This window comes from Streptomyces sp. NPDC050856 (genome assembly GCF_040653855.1).
Classification (GTDB): Bacteria; Actinomycetota; Actinomycetes; order Streptomycetales; family Streptomycetaceae; genus Streptomyces.
Genome location: NZ_JBFAGV010000021.1, coordinates 1 through 16,746, shown reverse-complemented (window position 1 = coordinate 16,746; position 16,746 = coordinate 1). Strand labels below are relative to the sequence as shown.

General features: G+C 74.0%; 9 protein-coding genes. 6 read left to right on the top strand and 3 right to left on the bottom strand.

Annotated features, from left to right (window positions below):
• Positions 1-191: 191 nt before the first annotated feature.
• Positions 192-986: a class I SAM-dependent methyltransferase gene (locus AB0H53_RS19455; protein ID WP_362114451.1), complete on the top strand. Its 795-nt coding sequence runs from the start codon at positions 192-194 to the stop codon at positions 984-986.
• Positions 983-3,514, top strand: a complete 2,532-nt coding sequence (gene hrpB, locus AB0H53_RS19450; protein ID WP_362114448.1) for an ATP-dependent helicase HrpB — start codon at positions 983-985, stop codon at positions 3,512-3,514. Before AB0H53_RS19455 ends, hrpB begins: the two co-directional genes overlap by 4 nt.
• Positions 3,515-3,699: 185 nt before the next feature.
• Here the strand turns inward: hrpB and AB0H53_RS19445 are convergent, their stop codons facing one another.
• A complete protein-coding gene (locus AB0H53_RS19445) occupies positions 3,700-5,448 on the bottom strand; it encodes a lytic transglycosylase domain-containing protein (protein ID WP_362114445.1) in 1,749 nt (582 codons plus the stop codon).
• 208 nt (positions 5,449-5,656) lie between these two features.
• On the opposite strand from AB0H53_RS19445, the gene AB0H53_RS19440 reads away from it, so the two are divergent.
• Positions 5,657-6,514, top strand: coding sequence for a DUF4184 family protein (locus tag AB0H53_RS19440; protein ID WP_362114442.1), 858 nt, complete (start codon positions 5,657-5,659; stop codon positions 6,512-6,514).
• 114 nt (positions 6,515-6,628) lie between these two features.
• On the opposite strand, the gene polA is transcribed toward AB0H53_RS19440, so the two are convergent.
• The gene (gene polA / locus AB0H53_RS19435) at positions 6,629-9,283 is read right to left on the bottom strand and encodes a DNA polymerase I (protein ID WP_362114662.1); all 2,655 of its coding nucleotides are present in this window, start codon (positions 9,281-9,283) and stop codon (positions 6,629-6,631) included.
• A gap of 245 nt (positions 9,284-9,528) precedes the next feature.
• Between polA and AB0H53_RS19430 the strand changes: the two genes are divergently transcribed.
• Positions 9,529-11,808, top strand: a complete 2,280-nt coding sequence (locus AB0H53_RS19430; RefSeq protein ID WP_362114439.1) for an FdhF/YdeP family oxidoreductase — start codon at positions 9,529-9,531, stop codon at positions 11,806-11,808.
• Between the two features lie 61 nt (positions 11,809-11,869).
• Positions 11,870-12,373 carry a hotdog fold thioesterase gene (locus AB0H53_RS19425; protein WP_362114436.1) on the top strand — a complete coding sequence of 168 codons (504 nt, stop codon included), beginning with the start codon at positions 11,870-11,872 and terminating at the stop codon, positions 12,371-12,373.
• Here the strand turns inward: AB0H53_RS19425 and AB0H53_RS19420 are convergent.
• On the bottom strand, positions 12,342-14,282 hold the full coding sequence (locus AB0H53_RS19420; RefSeq protein ID WP_362114433.1) for a Xaa-Pro dipeptidyl-peptidase: 1,941 nt from the start codon (positions 14,280-14,282) through the stop codon (positions 12,342-12,344). The two genes, AB0H53_RS19425 and AB0H53_RS19420, sit on opposite strands and share 32 nt — an antisense overlap.
• Positions 14,283-15,373: 1,091 nt before the next feature.
• Between AB0H53_RS19420 and AB0H53_RS19415 the strand changes: the two genes are divergently transcribed.
• Entirely contained in the window at positions 15,374-16,591 is a 1,218-nt protein-coding gene (locus tag AB0H53_RS19415) for a branched-chain amino acid ABC transporter substrate-binding protein (RefSeq protein WP_362114659.1), read from the top strand.
• The last annotated feature ends 155 nt before the right edge of the window (positions 16,592-16,746 follow it).

Here is a 16,746-nt window from a genome sequence, read left to right as displayed (position 1 = left end):
CGCAGGCCCGCAGCGCAACCTTTAGCATACGGGGACGGCCGGACACGGTCAATGCGCGAAGGCGCACACCTGGGGCAGAACGCCACATACCCGGCACATTTAATGTTTCCCAAGGCCATCGCGGCCGTAGTTCGAACATCGTCACGCCGGCCGCGGTGGTGTACCGAGCGCAAACTACAACGGTGGGCGGGATGATCCAAGAGTACGAGCCCGAAGCGACCCGGCGGCACGCCGACGACGCGGAGAGCAGCCGGGCCAACCGCGCATGGTGGGACCGGAACGCCGACGAGTACCAGACCGAGCACGGCGCCTTCCTGGGCGACGACCGGTTCGTCTGGGGTCCCGAGGGCCTGGACGAGGCCGAGGCGGGACTGCTCGGCCCGGTGGCCGGGCTCGACGTGCTGGAGATCGGCGCGGGCGCCGCCCAGTGCTCGCGCTGGCTGGCCGCCCAGGGGGCCCGGCCGGTCGCCCTGGACCTCTCGCACCGCCAGCTCCAGCACGCGCTGCGGATCGGGGGCGGTGTCCCCCTGGTGGAGGCGGACGCCGGGGCGCTGCCGTTCCGGGACGGCTCCTTCGACCTGGCGTGCTCGGCGTACGGGGCGGTGCCGTTCGTGGCCGTCCCGGCCGGGGTGTTCCGCGAGGTGCGCAGGGTGCTGCGGCCCGGCGGGAGGTGGGTCTTCTCGGTGACGCATCCGATCCGCTGGGCCTTCCCCGACGAGCCCGGCCCCGAGGGCCTGTCCGTCGCCGCCTCCTACTTCGACCGCACCCCTTATGTGGAGCAGGACGGCCAGGGCCGGGCGGTGTACGTCGAGCACCACCGCACCATCGGCGACCGGGTCCGGGACGTCGTCGCGGGCGGGTTCCACCTGGTGGACCTGGTGGAACCGGAGTGGCCCGCCTGGAACACCCAGGAATGGGGCGGCTGGTCACCGCTGCGCGGCGGACTGATCCCTGGGACGGCGATCTTCGTGTGCGAGCGCGCGTGATCCGTGACGAGGCGCTGGGCCTGCCCGTACGCGACGCCCTGCCCGCCCTGGAGCGCGCGCTGGACGAGCACGGCACGGCCGTGCTGTGCGCGCCGCCCGGCACCGGCAAGACGACGCTCGTCCCGCTGGTGCTCGCCGAGCGGGGGGCGCGGGTCGTGGTCGCCGAGCCGCGGCGGATCGCGGCGCGGGCGGCGGCCCGCCGGATGGCGTGGCTGCTGGGTGAGGAGGTGGGCGGCCGGGTCGGTTTCACGGTGCGGGGCGAGCGGGTCGTCTCCCCCCGGACGGCCGTGGAGGTGGTGACCACCGGCGTCCTGCTCCAGCGGCTCCAGCGCGACCAGGAACTGCCCGGGGTGGACGTGGTGATCCTGGACGAGTGCCACGAGCGGCACCTGGACGCGGACACCGCCGCGGCGTTCCTGCTGGACGTACGGCAGACCCTGCGGCCCGACCTGCGGCTGGTGGCCGCGTCGGCGACGACCGACGCCGAGGGGTGGGCCCGGTTGCTGGGCGGCGCCCCCGTCGTCGAGGCGGCGGGCGTCACGCACCCGGTGGACGTGGTGTGGGCGCCGCCGGCCGGGCCGGTGCGCCCGCCGCACGGGATGCTCGTGGACCCGGCGCTGCTGCGCCATGTCGCCGCCGTGGTGCGGCGGGCGCTGGCCGAGCACCCGGGCGACGTGCTGTGCTTCCTGCCGGGGGTCGGCGAGATCGCGCGGGTGGCGGGGCAGCTCTCCGGTGCGGGCGCCGAGGCGCTCCAGGTGCACGGGCGGGCGCCGGCGGCCGTACAGGACGCGGTGCTCTCCCCCGGCCGGGGCCGCCGGGTGGTCCTGGCGACCTCGGTGGCCGAGTCGTCCCTGACGGTGCCGGGGGTGCGGGTGGTGGTCGACTCGGGCCTGGCGCGGGAGCCGCGCGTGGACCACGCGCGGGGGTTGAGCGCGCTGACGACGGTGCGGGCGTCCCGGGCGGCCGCCCGGCAGCGCGCGGGCCGGGCGGGGCGCGAGGCGCCGGGCGTGGTCTACCGGTGCTGGGCGGAGGCGGAGCACGTCCGGCTGCCCCGGTTCCCGGCCCCCGAGATCCAGGTGGCGGACTTGGCCGCGTTCGCGTTGCAGGTGGCGGCCTGGGGTGACCCGGACGCGTCGGGGCTGGCTCTCCTGGACCCGCCGCCCGCCGGGGCGATGGGCGTGGCGCGGTCGGTGCTGGCCGCCGTCGGCGCGGTGGACACGTCGGGCCGGGTCACCGACCGCGGGGTGCGGATGTCCCGCCTGGGCCTGCACCCCCGGCTGGCCCGCGCGCTGCTGGACGGTGCCCCGCGGGTGGGTGCCCGGCGCGCGGCCGAGGTGGTGGCCCTGCTGAGCGAGGAGCCGCCCCGGGAGTACGGCGACGACCTGGCGGGCGCCTGGCGGGCCGCCCGGCGCGGCACGGACGCGTACGGCGCGCGCTGGCGCCAGGAGGCGCGGCGGCTGGCGGGCCAGCTGGCCTCGGCGGTCGGGGCGCCCGCGCCGGGGGCCTGGCCGGGCGCGGGGTCCTCGCGCGCGGGCGCGCGCGCGGAGGAATCAGCCCCGGGCGACGACGGGGCGGTCGGGGTCGTCACCTCGCTGGCCTTTCCCGAGCGGGTCGCCCGGGCGCGGGGCGAGGGGGCCTTCCTGATGGTCTCCGGCACCGGCGCCCAGCTCGGCGAGGCCTCCCGGCTGCGGGCCGCGCCCTGGCTGGCCGTCGCGGTCGCCGACCGGCCCGCCCACACCGCCTCCGCGCGGGTGCGGCTCGCCGCGGTGATCGACGAGGACACCGCGCGGGAGGCGGCCGGCCGGCTGCTCGTGGCGGGCGACGAGGTGCGCTGGGAGGACGGCGACGTGGTCGCCAGGTCCGTGGAGCGGCTGGGTGCCGTCGAGCTGACCGTACGGCCGCTGGCCGGCGCCGATCCGCGGCTGGTGCGCGGGGCCCTGCTGGAGGGGCTGCGGCGCGAGGGGCCGGGGCTGCTGCGCTGGTCGCGGGAGGCGGCCGAGCTGCGGCACCGGCTGGCCTTCCTGCACCGGGAGCTGGGCGCGCCGTGGCCGGACGTGGCGGACGCCGCGCTGCTGGAGCGCGCCGGGGAGTGGCTGGAGCCGGAGCTCTCGCGGGCCCGGCGCCGGGCCGACCTGGGCCGTATCGACGCCGGGGAGGCGCTGCGGCGGCTGCTGCCCTGGGCCGGCGGGCAGGCGGCCCGGCTGGAGGAGCTGGCGCCGGAGCGGATCGAGGTGCCGAGCGGGTCACGGATCCGGGTCGACTACGCCGGTGAGCGGCCGGTCCTGGCCGTGAAGCTCCAGGAGATGTTCGGCCTGTCCCGGACACCCCGGGTGGCGGGTGTCCCGGTCCTGGTGCACCTGCTCTCCCCCGCCGGCCGGCCCGCCGCCGTCACGGCGGACCTGGCGTCGTTCTGGCGCGACGGCTACCGCTCGGTACGCGCGGAGCTGCGCGGCCGGTACCCGAAGCACCCCTGGCCCGAGGATCCGGCGACCGCGGTGGCGACCCGCCGGACGAACGCGCGCCGCTGACGCCCGGGCACGCCGGCGCTGCCCGCCGCCGGGCACGGGGCGGTCGTGGCCGGGCACGCCGGCCCTGTCCGCCGCCGGGGCCTCGGCCCGGAGCGGGCGGCGCCGTGGCCGGCGCGTCCGTGAGGCGGGAACGCCGCACCGCCCCCGCCGGTTCGGCGGGGGTGGTGCGGGGACCCGGCGGCCGGTCAGCCGACCTTGAGCACGACCGTCAGGGTCGCGCCGCCGGTGGTGGTCAGGCGGAGCAGGAAGTTGCCGGTCCGGTCGCCCGCGACGATCTTCGGCAGCTCGACCACACCGTTGGCGTCCGTCGTCAGCTCGGTGAGCGTACGGACCGGGTTGCCCTGGGCGTCCTTGGCGAAGTACGGGCCGCCGTCGGCCGTGGCGGCCGCCGCGTCGGCCAGGGTGGCGGTGACGGCCACACCGGGGGCGGTCGCGCCCCGGTAGGTGGCCTTGGCCGTGACCCGGTCGGCGAACTCGGTACCGGGCGCGGCCGTCAGTGCCTTGCCGTCCGTGCGGACGAGCAGGTCGGCCGCGCGGGCGGTGACGGTCGCGGTGTAGTCCACGCCGGGCAGCGCTCGGCGCTCGAAGGTGGCCCGCACGGTGAACTCGCCGACGCGCTCGCCCGCCTGGATCGTGGGCGCGCTCGCCGTTCCGTCGGCGCCGGTGAGGACGGTGACCTCGGTGGCGGCGTCCGGGAAGCGGGCGTCGGTGTCACCGACGATCCGGAACCTGACGGGAACCTTGGCGACCGGCTTGCCCGTCGCGCCGAGCGCCACGACCTCGGGCCGCTCCGCGAACCGGGCGCCGGCCGTCGCGGTGAGCGTGCCGGTGCCCGCGTCCACCAGGCGTGTGACGGTGTCGGACGGCGTGGGGGTGGAGGTGGGCGGCGCGGTGGGGGTCGGCGTGGGCTTGGTGGCGCCGGGCCTGGGCGGCTTGGACGCTGGTGGCGTCGGCTTCACCGAAGGCTTCGGCTTCGGCTTCACCGTCGGGGTCGGGGTCGGCGTCGGGGTCGGGGTCGGCGTCGGGGTCGGGGTCGGGGTCGGCGTCCGGGTGGGCCCGGTGGCCGAGGGGGACGGCGGCGGGGTGGTCGGGGAAGCCGTACCCGTACCCGTACCCGTGTCGCTGCGGTCGCTCGGCAGGACGCCCGTGCCGTCGGGGACCTGGTGGGTGCCGCTCTTGTAGAACTCGAACCAGGACAGCACCGTACGCAGGTACTCCCGGGAGCGGTTGTAACTCAGGATCGCCTTGTCCAGGTCGGCCCCGACCGCCAGGTCGCGCTTGTTGGCGCAGAGGTACATCCCGGCGGCCTGCGCGGCGTCGTAGATGTTGTTGGGGTCCTTGCGGCCGTCCCCGTTCCCGTCCTCGCCCCAGGTGGCCCAGGTGGAGGGGATGAACTGCATCGGGCCGACCGCGCGGTCGTGCGTCCTGTCGCCGTCGTACGCGCCGCCGTCGGTGTCGGAGATGTTGGCGAACCCGACGCCGTTGAGGACCGGCCCGAGGATCGGGGAGAACGTGGTGCCGTTGGCGTCGACCCGGCCGCCGCGCGCCTGCCCCGACTCCACCTTGCCGATGCCGGCGAGGAGTTGCCAGGGCAGGTTGCACGCGGGGGCGGCGCCCTTGAGGTGCGTCTCGGCCTGCTTGTAGGCGGCGAGCACGGTCGCCGGGATGCCCGCTTCCGCGGTGCCCGTCGCAGGCAGCGCTATGGCGGGGTCCGGCTTGTTCGGCGTGGTGAGCGGCGGCAGGTCCGTGTAGTACGGGGAGTTGCCGGTGGCGGAGTCGGCGGCCGGCGGCGGCGTGGCGTCGGCGGCCTGCTGGTCGCCGGCCGCGGGCGCGACGCCCGGGCCCTGCGAGGCGGAGAGCGCGGCCACCGCCGCCGCGGCCACCGCGGTACTGGTGGCGCCCTTGCGCAGTCGGCGGCCGAAGTGCGCTGCCATACGTATGGTCCCTCCCCATCAACGGCTTGATGTCCGCGCTCCCCAGCGCGAGACCTCAGGCGACCCTACGTCAACTCCGGCCGCCGGCACACTGCCCCCTGACCGCTTTTCACGCTTTCGTCACCTACACGTCGTCCGAATTCCGGCGTACGAAGTTGTCGCATACTGAACGTCGTTGACCGGGGGCCGGAGATACGGGGGACCAGGGATGCCGTTCACGCTCAGCCATGCCGCCGCGGTGCTGCCGGGGATACGCAGATCCGGCACGGCACGCGGCCCGCTCGTGGCGTCCGCGCTCGTCGCGGGTTCGTTCGCGCCCGACATGACGTACTTCGCCGACACCGCCCTACCGGGCGCGATGCGCTTCGGAGACGTCACGCACGGGCTGTGGGGAGTGCTCACCGTCGACGTGGCCGTCACCGCTGCGCTGGTGGCGCTGTGGCTGATGGTGCGTGAACCGCTGGTCGCCCTCGTGCCCCGGCGGTGGCGGACACGGGTGCACGCCCTGGTGCGCGGCGAGCCGTGGCGGGGACGGTGGGTGCCCGCGCTGGCGGCCTGGTTCTACGTCTCGGCGGTGATCGGCTCGGCCACGCACGTGGTGTGGGACCTGTTCACGCACGCGGACCGGTGGGGCACTCGGATGCTGCCGGTGCTGGGCGAGGTGGTGGCCGGGTTCCCGGTGTACCAGTACGCGCAGTACGGCGGGTCGGCGCTCGCCCTGGTGGTGCTGGCGTGGTTCCTGGCCGGGGCGCTGCGCCGGGTGCCCGCGGGCCCGGCGGCCCCGGAGCTGCCGGCCCTGCCGGACTTGGACCGGCGCGGCAGGTGGACGGCGGTGGCGCTGCTCGTCGGGTGCGTGGCCGCCGGGACCGCGCACCGGTGCCTGCGCTGGTACGCGTACTGGGGCCGGATCGAGACCCCGTTGGACATCATCCCCACCGCCTGCTTCGGCGCCGGCGCGGGCCTGGTGGCGGGCGTGCTGCTCCACGGCGCCGTCGTGCGCCTGCGGCCGGCGGCCCTGCGGAGGCAGGCCACGGGCGCCGAGCGGGAGCCCGCGCGGAGGCCGTGAGGTGGGCCCGGGTCCCCCGGCGGCGCCGGGGGCCCCGCCCGGGACTCCTGGGTGCCGGGCGGGGGCGAGCCCCGGCACGCGGTCCGGCGCACCGGCGGCGGACCCGGAAGTGGATCAGTGCGCGGCGGACTCCCAGTCGGGGCCCACGCCGACCGAGACGTCGAGCGGGGCGCGCAGGTCGACAGCCGTGGACATCTCGTGGCGCACGATCCGCTCCACCTCGTCCCGTTCGCCCGGGACCAGTTCGAGCACGATTTCGTCGTGGACCTGGAGGAGCATCCGGGAGCTGAGGCCCGCCGAGGTGAGCGCCCGGTCGACATTGAGCATGGCGACCTTGACGATGTCGGCGGCGGTGCCCTGGATCGGGGCGTTCAGCGCCATCCGCTCGGCGGCCTCGCGGCGCTGGCGGTTGTCGCTGTTGAGGTCGGGGAGGTAGCGGCGGCGGCCCAGCATCGTCGCCGTGTAGCCGGTGGCCCGTGCCTCGTCGACGACCCGGCGCAGGTAGTCGCGCACCCCGCCGAAGCGCTCGAAGTAGGTGTCCATCAGGGCTCGCGCCTCGCCCGCGTCGATGTTGAGCTGCTGGGAGAGGCCGAAGGCGGACAGGCCGTAGGCCAGGCCGTAGGACATGGCCTTGATCTTGCGGCGCATCTCCGCGTCGACGGCGGACTTGGCGACGCCGAAGACCTGGGAGGCGACGGTGGTGTGCAGGTCCTCGCCGGAGGCGAAGGCCTCGATCAGGCCCTCGTCCTCGGAGAGGTGGGCCATCACGCGCAGCTCGATCTGGCTGTAGTCGGCCGTCATCAGGGCGTCGAAGCCCTCGCCCACGACGAACCCCCGGCGGATGGCGCGGCCTTCCTCCGTACGCACCGGCACATTCTGCAGGTTGGGGTCGGTGGAGGACAGGCGGCCGGTCGCGGCGACCGTCTGGCTGAAGGTGGTGTGGATACGGCCGTCGGCGGCGATCGTCTTGATCAGCCCCTCGACCGTGGAGCGCAGCCGGGCCTGCTCGCGGTGGCGCAGCATGATCACGGGCAGCTCGTGCTCGGTCTGGGCGGCCAGCCAGGCGAGCGCGTCGGCGTCGGTGGTGTAACCGGTCTTGGTCTTCTTGGTCTTGGGGAGGTTCAGCTCCCCGAAGAGGACCTCCTGGAGCTGCTTGGGCGAGCCGAGGTTGAACTCGTGGCCGACCGAGGCGTGCGCCTCCTTCACCGCCTGCTGCACGGCTCCCGCGAACTGCTGCTCCATGGCTTCGAGGTGGGGGCGGTCGGCGGCGATGCCGTGCCGCTCCATCCGGGCGAGCAGCAGGGACGTGGGGAGCTCCACATCGTGCAGCAGCTCGGTGGCGCCGACCTCCGCGAGCTTCTCGCCGAAGGCCGTGCCCAGGTCGAGGACGGCGCGGGCCTGTGCCATCAGGGCGTCGGCCTCGGCCTGCTCGTCGGTGCCGAACGCGAGCTGCCCGTCGGCGGCGGCCGGGGCGAGCTCACGGTGGAGGTACTCGACGGAGAGGGCGTCCAGCGCGAAGGACCGGCGGCCGGGCTTGACCAGGTAGGCGGCGAGCGCGGTGTCCATGGTGACGCCGGCGAGGGTCCAGCCGTGCTCGGGGAAGACCCGCAGCGCCTCCTTGGCGCTGTGCATGACCTTGGGCCGGGCCGGGTCGGCCAGCCAGCCGGCGAAGGCGCGCTCGTCGGCCTCGTCGAGCTGTGTGGTGTCGAACCAGGCCGCCTGGCCCCCGGCGGCGGCCAGCGCGACCTCGCTGACGCTGCCGACGCCCAGGGCCCAGGTGGCGACGGTGGCCACGCCGAGCGGCTGCCCGCCGTGCTCCTCCAGCCAGGGGGCCACCTCACCGGCGCCGAGCACGGTGCCGTCCAGCTCCACACCCGCGTCGGGGGCCGGGGCCTCGTCCTCCTCGGCGCCGGGGTCGACGGCGAGGAGCCGCTCCCGCAGGCTGGGGTTGCGGATCTCCAGGACCTCCAGGAAGCCCTTCAGGGCGGTCCTGTCGTACGGGGCGCGCTCCAGGTCCGCGACGGACTTGGGCAGCTCCACGTCCCGGACCAGCTCGGTCAGGTGGCGGTTGAGCTTGACCGACTCCAGGTGGTCCCGCAGGGCCTGGCCGACCTTGCCCTTGACCTCGTCGGCGCGCTCGACCAGCTCGGCGAAGGAGCCGAACTGGCTGATCCACTTGGTGGCGGTCTTCTCGCCGACGCCCGGAATGCCCGGGAGGTTGTCGGACGGGTCGCCGCGCAGGGCGGCGAAGTCGGGGTACTGCGCGGGAGTCAGCCCGTACTTCTCCTGGACCTTCTCCGGGGTGAACCGGGTCAGCTCGGAGACGCCCTTGGTGGGGTACAGCACGGTGACCCGGTCGGAGACGAGCTGGAAGGAGTCACGGTCGCCCGTGACGATCAGCACGTCGAACCCCGCCTCCTCGGCCTGGGTGGCGAGTGTGGCGATGATGTCGTCGGCCTCGAAGCCGTCCACCGCGAACCGCTCCGCGTTCATCGTGTCGAGCAGCTCGCCGATCAGCTCGACCTGCCCCTTGAACTCGTCGGGGGTCTTGGAGCGGTTGGCCTTGTACTCGGGGAAGTCCTGCGAGCGCCAGGTCTTGCGGGACACGTCGAAGGCCACCGCGAAGTGCGTGGGCGCCTCATCACGCAGCGTGTTCGCCAGCATCGACGCGAAGCCGTAGATCGCGTTGGTCGTCTGGCCGCTCGCGGTGGTGAAGTTCTCCGCGGGCAGCGCGAAGAACGCCCGGTACGCCAGGGAGTGCCCGTCCATGAGGAGCAGGCGCGGACGGTTGTCTTCGGTCTTCTTCGATGCTGTCTCAGCCACGGACACGATCCTGCCACGGACCACTGACAATCCCGACCGGGCGGGGCCCGGCCCGCTGGGGGCCACCTGGGCGGGGCCCGGCCCGGCCGGCCCGCCCCGGTCGCGTCGGGACGGGGAGGCGCCGTTGTCGGTGGCGCGTGACAGGATCGGAGACACCACCACGACGAGCGAGCCCGAAGGGGAGCGACGCGATGGCCAGCAAACCGCCCGCAGGTGATCCGGTCCAGGACGCCCCGCAGGTCCGGGCGCCTCAGCACGCCGCCGCCGGCCTGCCCGCCGTCGCGCACACCCTGCGTGTCGCGCAGCGGCAGATGGGTGCGCGCCGCACGGCGCGCACGCTCCTCAAGGTCAATCAGAAGGACGGCTTCGACTGTCCCGGCTGCGCCTGGCCCGAGGGCGACGAGCGGCACGTCGCGGAGTTCTGCGAGAACGGCGCGAAGGCCGTCGCCGAGGAGGCGACGCTGCGCCGGGTGACGCCCGGCTTCTTCGCCGCCCACCCGGTCGCCGACCTGGCGGACCGCAGCGGGTACTGGCTGGGGCAGCAGGGCCGGATCACTCACCCGATGTATCTGGCGGAGGGCTCCGACCGGTACGAGCCGGTGACCTGGGAGCGGGCCTTCGGGATCGTCGCGGAGGAGCTGACCGCGCTCGGCTCCCCGGACGAGGCCGTCTTCTACACCTCCGGCCGCACCAGCAACGAGGCCGCGTTCCTGCTCCAGCTCTTCGCCCGCGAGTTCGGCACGAACAACCTGCCCGACTGCTCCAACATGTGCCACGAGTCGTCCGGTTCCGCGCTGACCGAGACGATCGGCGTCGGCAAGGGCAGTGTCTCCCTGGAGGATTTGCACCGCGCCGACCTGATCATCGTGGCCGGGCAGAACCCCGGCACCAACCACCCGCGGATGCTCTCCGCCCTGGAGAAGGCCAAGGCCGGCGGCGCCAGGATCATCTCGGTCAACCCGCTGCCCGAGGCGGGCCTGGAACGGTTCAAGAACCCGCAGACCCCGCGGGGCGTGCTCAAGGGCGCCACGCTCACCGACCTCTTCCTCCAGATCCGCATCGGCGGCGACCAGGCCCTCTTCCGGATGCTCAACAAGCTGGTGCTCGACGCGCCCGGCGCCGTGGACGAGGACTTCGTACGCGAGCACACCCAGGGCTACGAGGAGTTCGCCGGGGCCGCGCGGGCCGCCGACTGGCCCGAGACGCTCGCCGCCACCGGCCTGTCCCGGTCGGAGATCGAGCGGGCCCTGGCCATGGTGCTGGAGTCCCGGCGCACCGTCGTCTGCTGGGCCATGGGGCTCACCCAGCACAAGCACGCGGTCGCGACCATCCGCGAGGTGGTCAACCTCCTGCTGCTGCGGGGCGCCATCGGCCGTCCCGGCGCCGGTGTGTGCCCGGTGCGCGGGCACTCCAATGTGCAGGGTGACCGCACCATGGGCATCTTCGAGCGCCCTTCCGACGCGTTCCTGGACGCGCTGGACAAGGAATTCGGCATCACCTCGCCCCGCCACCACGGACTGGACGTGGTCCGCGCCATCCAGGCGCTGCGCGACGGGAAGGCGAAGGTCTTCTTCGCCATGGGCGGCAACTTCGTCGGCGCGACGCCCGACACCGAGGTCACCGAGGCCGCGATGCGCCGTGCCCGGCTCACCGTGCACGTGTCGACCAAGCTGAACCGGTCGCACGCGGTCACCGGCGCCCGCGCGCTGATCCTGCCCACGCTGGGCCGCACCGACAAGGACGTGCAGGCGAGCGGCAAGCAGTTCGTCACGGTCGAGGACTCGATGGGCCTGGTGCACGCCTCGCGCGGCAACCTGCCGCCCGCGAGCCCGCACCTGCTGTCCGAGCCGGCCATCGTGGCACGCCTGGCGCGGGCGGTGCTGGGCACGGCCTCGGCCACGCCCTGGGAGGAGTTCGCAAGGGACTACGCGACCATCCGCGACCGCATCGCGCGCGTGGTGCCCGGCTTCGAGGACTTCAACGCCAAGGTCTCCCGGCCCGGCGGCTTCACCCTGCCGCACGCCCCGCGCGACGAGCGGCGTTTCCCCACCGCCACCGGCAAGGCCAACTTCACCGCCGCCCCGGTGGAGTACCCCGAGGTCCCCGAGGGCCGGCTGCTGCTGCAGACGCTGCGCTCGCACGACCAGTACAACACCACCATCTACGGGCTGGACGACCGTTACCGGGGCATCAAGGGCGGCCGCCGCGTCGTGCTGGTGCATCCCGACGACGCCCGGGAGCTGGGGCTGGCCGACGGCGCGTACGCGGACCTGGTCAGCGAGTGGCGGGACGGCACCGAGCGCCGGGCGCCCGGTTTCCGGGTCGTCCACTACCCCACCGCGCGCGGCTGCGCCGCCGCGTACTACCCGGAGACCAATGTCCTGGTGCCACTGGACGCCACCGCCGATGTCAGCAACACCCCCGCGAGCAAGTCCGTGATCGTACGTCTGGAACAATCACCGTCCGCCTGAGCGTTTGCTCAGCCGCAGGCGCGGACACGACCCGGACGACGACGATCGGAGCCGACCCCCCATGGGCGAGCAGCCACACGTGAAGTTCCCGCAAGAGGTCATCGACGAGTACGCCGCGCTCGGCGTCGACCTGCCCGCCCTCTTCTCCGCCGGGCACCTCGGCACCCGCATGGGCGTGGAGATCGTGGAGGCGTCGGCGGACCGGGTCGTCGGCACCATGCCGGTCGAGGGCAACACCCAGCCGTACGGGCTGCTGCACGGCGGGGCCTCCGCCGTGCTGGCCGAGACGCTCGGTTCGGTCGGCTCGATGCTGCACGGCGGCATCTCCAGGATCGCCGTCGGCGTGGACCTGAACTGCACGCACCACCGCGGTGTCCGCAGCGGGCTGGTGACCGGGGTGGCCACCCCCGTCCACCGCGGACGCTCCACCGCGACGTACGAGATCGTCATCACCGACGAGCAGGACAGGCGGGTGTGCACCGCCCGCCTGACCTGCCTGCTGCGCGACGCCTCCGCCGAGGACGGCAAGGTCCTCAGCGGCCCGCCGGTGCCACCGGGAGCGTGACAGCGCCGGCCCCGGCCAGGACCGTCACCCGCGTCCCGGCCGGGTGCCGCAGCGTGTGGTCGTGGTCGGTGGAGATCAGTACCACCCCCAGCCGGTGCCCCTTCTCGAACACGTAGTCCTGCGGCTGCATCGCCCACTGGAACCGGTACTCCCGGCCCTCGGCCACCGGGCTCTGCCGCCACAGCGAGGCACGGTTGCGGACGTCCAGCCACCCCCTCGTCACGATTTTGAACCCGGCGGTCTCGGTCCGGTGCCGGGTCCGGTGGGCGCAGCCCGTGTCACCCGGTACGCCCTCGCCGTAACAGACCTGCTGGGAGGTGTCGGCGATGGTGCCCGCGGTCGCCCGGGTGTCCGTCCCGTGGTCGACCAGCAGCGCCGTCAGGTACGGGGAGGTGCCCGCCAGCGAGGCCCGTACCGACACCCGGGGCGCCCCGTTGATCCGCAGGTCCGCCGGCAGCGGTCCGGTGGTGTACGCCAGCCGGTTGCCGTTCGGTTCGTCGGGCCGCACGACCAGTTCCTCGGCGGGCAGGGTGCGCCCCGCGTCCGTCAGCGTCTGCCGCACCGGCCGGCCGGGCAGCGGCGACAGGCCACCGGCGGCGAGCCGCAGGCGCACGTCCCGGGTGCCGGGCGCGGGCCAGTCCGCCTGCCGGCGCCAGCCGAAGTCGGCCTGCTCCACCTCCACCGCCGGCCCGTCGAGGGCGCCGTTGTCCAGTCCGTACAGCCAGAAGTCGAACCACTGGTGAAGCCGGGACAGCCACTCCTCCATGCGCAGCGGCATCGGATTGCTGTGCCCGGCCTGGTGCAGCCACAGTCTGCGCGGGACGTCGTGGCGCCTGAGCGCCTCCCACAGCCGGCCGGCGTGCCCGGTCCGCACGTTCCAGTCGTTCAGGCCCTGCACCAGGAAGACGCCGGCCTTGAACCTGGCCGCGTCCTTCACGTAGTCCCGTTCGTCCCAGAAGCGGCTGTAGTCGCCGTTCACGCGGTCCTGCTCGGCGGTGAGCCGGGCGTGCGCCGGCCGGCAGATCTCCCGGTCGGCCCGGCTGTAGACGGCCTTGGCGAGGATGTCGGTGTCCTCCCCCTGGTAGCCGCCGGGTGCCACCACGGCCCCGCCGCCCCGGTAGTAGTCGTACCAGGAGGAGATGCCGGAGATCGGCACGATCGCCTTCAGGCCCTCCACCCCGGTGGCGGCCACGGCGGTGGGAAGCGTCCCGTTGTAGGAGATGCCCATCATCGCCGCGTCGCCGGTGGACCAGGCCGCGCCCACCGGACGGCCGTCCGTGTCCCGGCCCCTGGCCCGGCCGTTCAGCCAGTCCACGGCGGCCTTCGCGCCGAGGGTCTCCGCGCGGCCGCCGGACACCGGGCAGCCCGTCGAAGCGCCGGTGCCCACGCTGTCGACCTGGGCCACCGCGTAGCCACGCGGCAGGAAGTAGTTGTCGGTGTAGCCGGGGAAGACGACCGAGGAGCCCGCGGCGGCGGTGGCCGGCGGGGGCGCGGCGGCGAACAGTCCCGGCAGCCCTCCCCCGCCGCCCGGCCCGTCCGCCGGGCGGCTGCCCGGCCGCCCGTCCGGCAGGCCGTCCTCGTCGATGTCGACCTGGTGGAAGGGGACGTCGTTGCCGCCGCCCCAGTAAGGGCTGGCCTCGATGATCGTGGCCACCTTCAGCCCGGCGCCGGTCTCCCTGGGCCGAAGGATCCGCATCCGTACGGTGTCCCGCTCACCGTCGCCGTCACTGTCCGTCGGGGTCTCGACGTCCACCTGCTGGAAGACCGCGTCCGCGCGGGAGACGACCGGCCGGGTCCGCTCGTCCACGATCCGCAGCGCCGGCCGGTCGTCCGGCGCCCGTGCCTCGGGCGCCGCCGGCGCGGCCGGCGTTGCCACCAGCGCACCGGCCACGGCGATGGCCGAAACCATCACGCGGAGCCCGCGGGATGCACGGAACGTGTGCACAGGGGTGAGTCTCGTCATCGTGCCTGCCTCCAGGGGCCGGGGTTCTGACGGTCACGCAGAAAGAGCACACGCATTCCACCGCTCGGACACCAGTAGCACCAGACCGCCCCATAGCGTGCCGCTCACACACAGTTGACCACCGCCGTCCCGCGCCGATGCCGCTCCCGGCCCGGCGGGGTGGCGTGGGACGCCCGGACGGCCGCACCGCGCTCCCGCTCCACGCCGCGCGCCGGGGCCACCGCACCGCACCTCCCGCGCCGCGCCCGCAGCCGTCCGGCACGCCGGGCACCGGGTCAACCCCCGCACGCCGTGGGCCACTTCGCCCAGCGGACCCCGTGTCGCGCTGAACGGACACCAGGTACGCGCCGACCAGCGCGGGAGTCCGCGCCCCGGCCGGCGCCACCACGGGGGCGGGCACCCTCGGACTCCGCGCGGTCCACCCGGCCGAACGCCGCCGCGTGCCCCTCACCGCCACCCGCGGCGTGCCGACCCGGGCGCACGACGGTGCGCGCACGGCGCCTCGCGCCACCCCCGGCGCGCCCCCGCGGGCCGGCCGAAGGGGTGTCCGCGACCCGCCCGGGCACCCTCGGCGACAATCGAAAAAAATGCCTCAGGCAACCATCTAATCTCACGGAGAGTAATCGCCAGGAGGGCGCCCAACGGCATCGCGCACCACCCCCGCGCACCCGCCCGACGGCGGCCCGACCAATCACGCCCCCATGCCCCGGGGAGCCGCCGTCAGGACCAAGATCACCGCAAGCCCCTTAGCGGAACTGGGCGTTCTCGCTCTACGGGAAACCAGCCCCCGCGTCCAGGACCCGTGCACACGCCACCGACCGGCGGCGACTCGACCCCGGCATAACAAGAAAGTCACATCATGTCGCTGGCGCTCCCCGACCGTCCGTACCTGCGCCTAGAGTCACGGCCAGTCACCGCGCCGCCGGGCGCGTCAGCCGCACGGCCTGTACCACTCATGTACGGCCCGGCGCTCGACACGGCTCCTCGACCCGAGGAGACCGCGCCAGGGAAAGGACCCCTTCGTGCGACAGCGTTCCTTGTTCATACTCACCGCAGTGCTCACCACCGGAGCACTGTCCCTCACCGCCTGCGGGTCGCGCGACGACAAGGGCGGCGGCGGTGGCGGCGGCGGCGGCAAGACCACCGTCGTCATCGGCGTCGACGCCCCCCTCACCGGTGACCTGTCCGCCCTCGGCCTCGGCATCAAGAACTCCGCCGACCTCGCGGCGAAGACGGCCAACAAGGAAAACACCGTCCCCGGCATCGAATTCAAGGTCGAAGCGCTCGATGACCAGGCACAGCCGTCCGTCGGACAGCAGAACGCCAGCAAGTTCATCAGCAACAAGGACGTCCTCGGCGTCGTCGGCCCGCTGAACTCCAGCGTCTCGCAGTCGATGCAGAAGCCGCTCAACGACGCCGGGCTGGTCCAGATCTCCCCCGCCAACACGGGCACCGAGCTGACCCAGGGCGACGGCTGGAAGACCGGCGACAAGAAGCGTCCGTTCAAGACCTACTTCCGCACCGCCACGACCGACCAGGTGCAGGGCGCCTTCGCGGCGAAGTACCTGTTCAACACCGCCAAGGTCACCAAGGTCTACCTGATCGACGACCAGAAGACCTACGGCGCCGGCCTGGCCGCGTCCTTCAAGGACACGTTCACCAAGCTCGGCGGCAAGATCGTCGGAAACGACCACATCAACCCCGACGACCGCGACTTCAACGCCGTCGTCGCCAAGGTCAAGAACTCCGGCGCCAAGGCGCTCTACTACGGCGGCGAGTACCCGGCCGCAGCGCCGCTCAGCCAGCAGCTCAAGGACAGCGGCACCAACATCCCGCTGATGGGCGGCGACGGCATCTACAGCGCCGAGTTCCCCAAGCTCAACAAGAAGGCCACCGGCGACCTCGCCACCTCCGTCGGCAAGCCCGTCGAGCAGCTGGACTCCGCCAAGAAGTTCATCGCCGACTACAAGACCGCCGGCTACAAGGACGACTACGAGGCCTACGGCGGCGGCACCTACGACGCCACCTGGTCGATCATCGAGGCCGTCAAGATCGCCGTGGCCGACAACGGCGGCAAGCTCCCGGACGGCGCCCGCGCCAAGGTCCTGGAGGCCATGAGCAAGGTCAAGTTCGACGGCGTCACCGGTCCGGTCTCCTTCGACGAGTTCGGCGACACCACCAACACCATGATGACCGCCTACCAGGTCGAGAAGGGCGCCTGGGTCCCCAAGGTGAGCGAGGCGTACAAGCCGTAACCGGCCCCTCCCGCTCCACGCATTGACCCCAGGCCGCGGGGGGGGGGCCCCCCCCCCCCCCCCCGGCCCCCCCGGGCCCCCCCACCACCCCCCCCCCCCCGGGGGCCCACAAGCCCCACACCCGGGCCCAGGGATAAAGGGGTAGCACACAAGAG

Bases quoted from the DNA above. Each gene is read 5' to 3' on its own strand.
- AB0H53_RS19455 (WP_362114451.1), top strand. From the start codon at position 192: ATGATCCAAGAGTACGAGCCCGAAGCGACCCGGCGGCACGCCGACGAC.
- AB0H53_RS19445 (WP_362114445.1), bottom strand. From the start codon at position 5,448: ATGGCAGCGCACTTCGGCCGCCGACTGCGCAAGGGCGCCACCAGTACC.
- AB0H53_RS19440 (WP_362114442.1), top strand. From the start codon at position 5,657: ATGCCGTTCACGCTCAGCCATGCCGCCGCGGTGCTGCCGGGGATACGC.
- polA (WP_362114662.1), bottom strand. From the start codon at position 9,283: ATGGACGGGCACTCCCTGGCGTACCGGGCGTTCTTCGCGCTGCCCGCG.
- AB0H53_RS19430 (WP_362114439.1), top strand. From the start codon at position 9,529: ATGGCCAGCAAACCGCCCGCAGGTGATCCGGTCCAGGACGCCCCGCAG.
- AB0H53_RS19425 (WP_362114436.1), top strand. From the start codon at position 11,870: ATGGGCGAGCAGCCACACGTGAAGTTCCCGCAAGAGGTCATCGACGAG.
- AB0H53_RS19420 (WP_362114433.1), bottom strand. From the start codon at position 14,282: ATGGTTTCGGCCATCGCCGTGGCCGGTGCGCTGGTGGCAACGCCGGCC.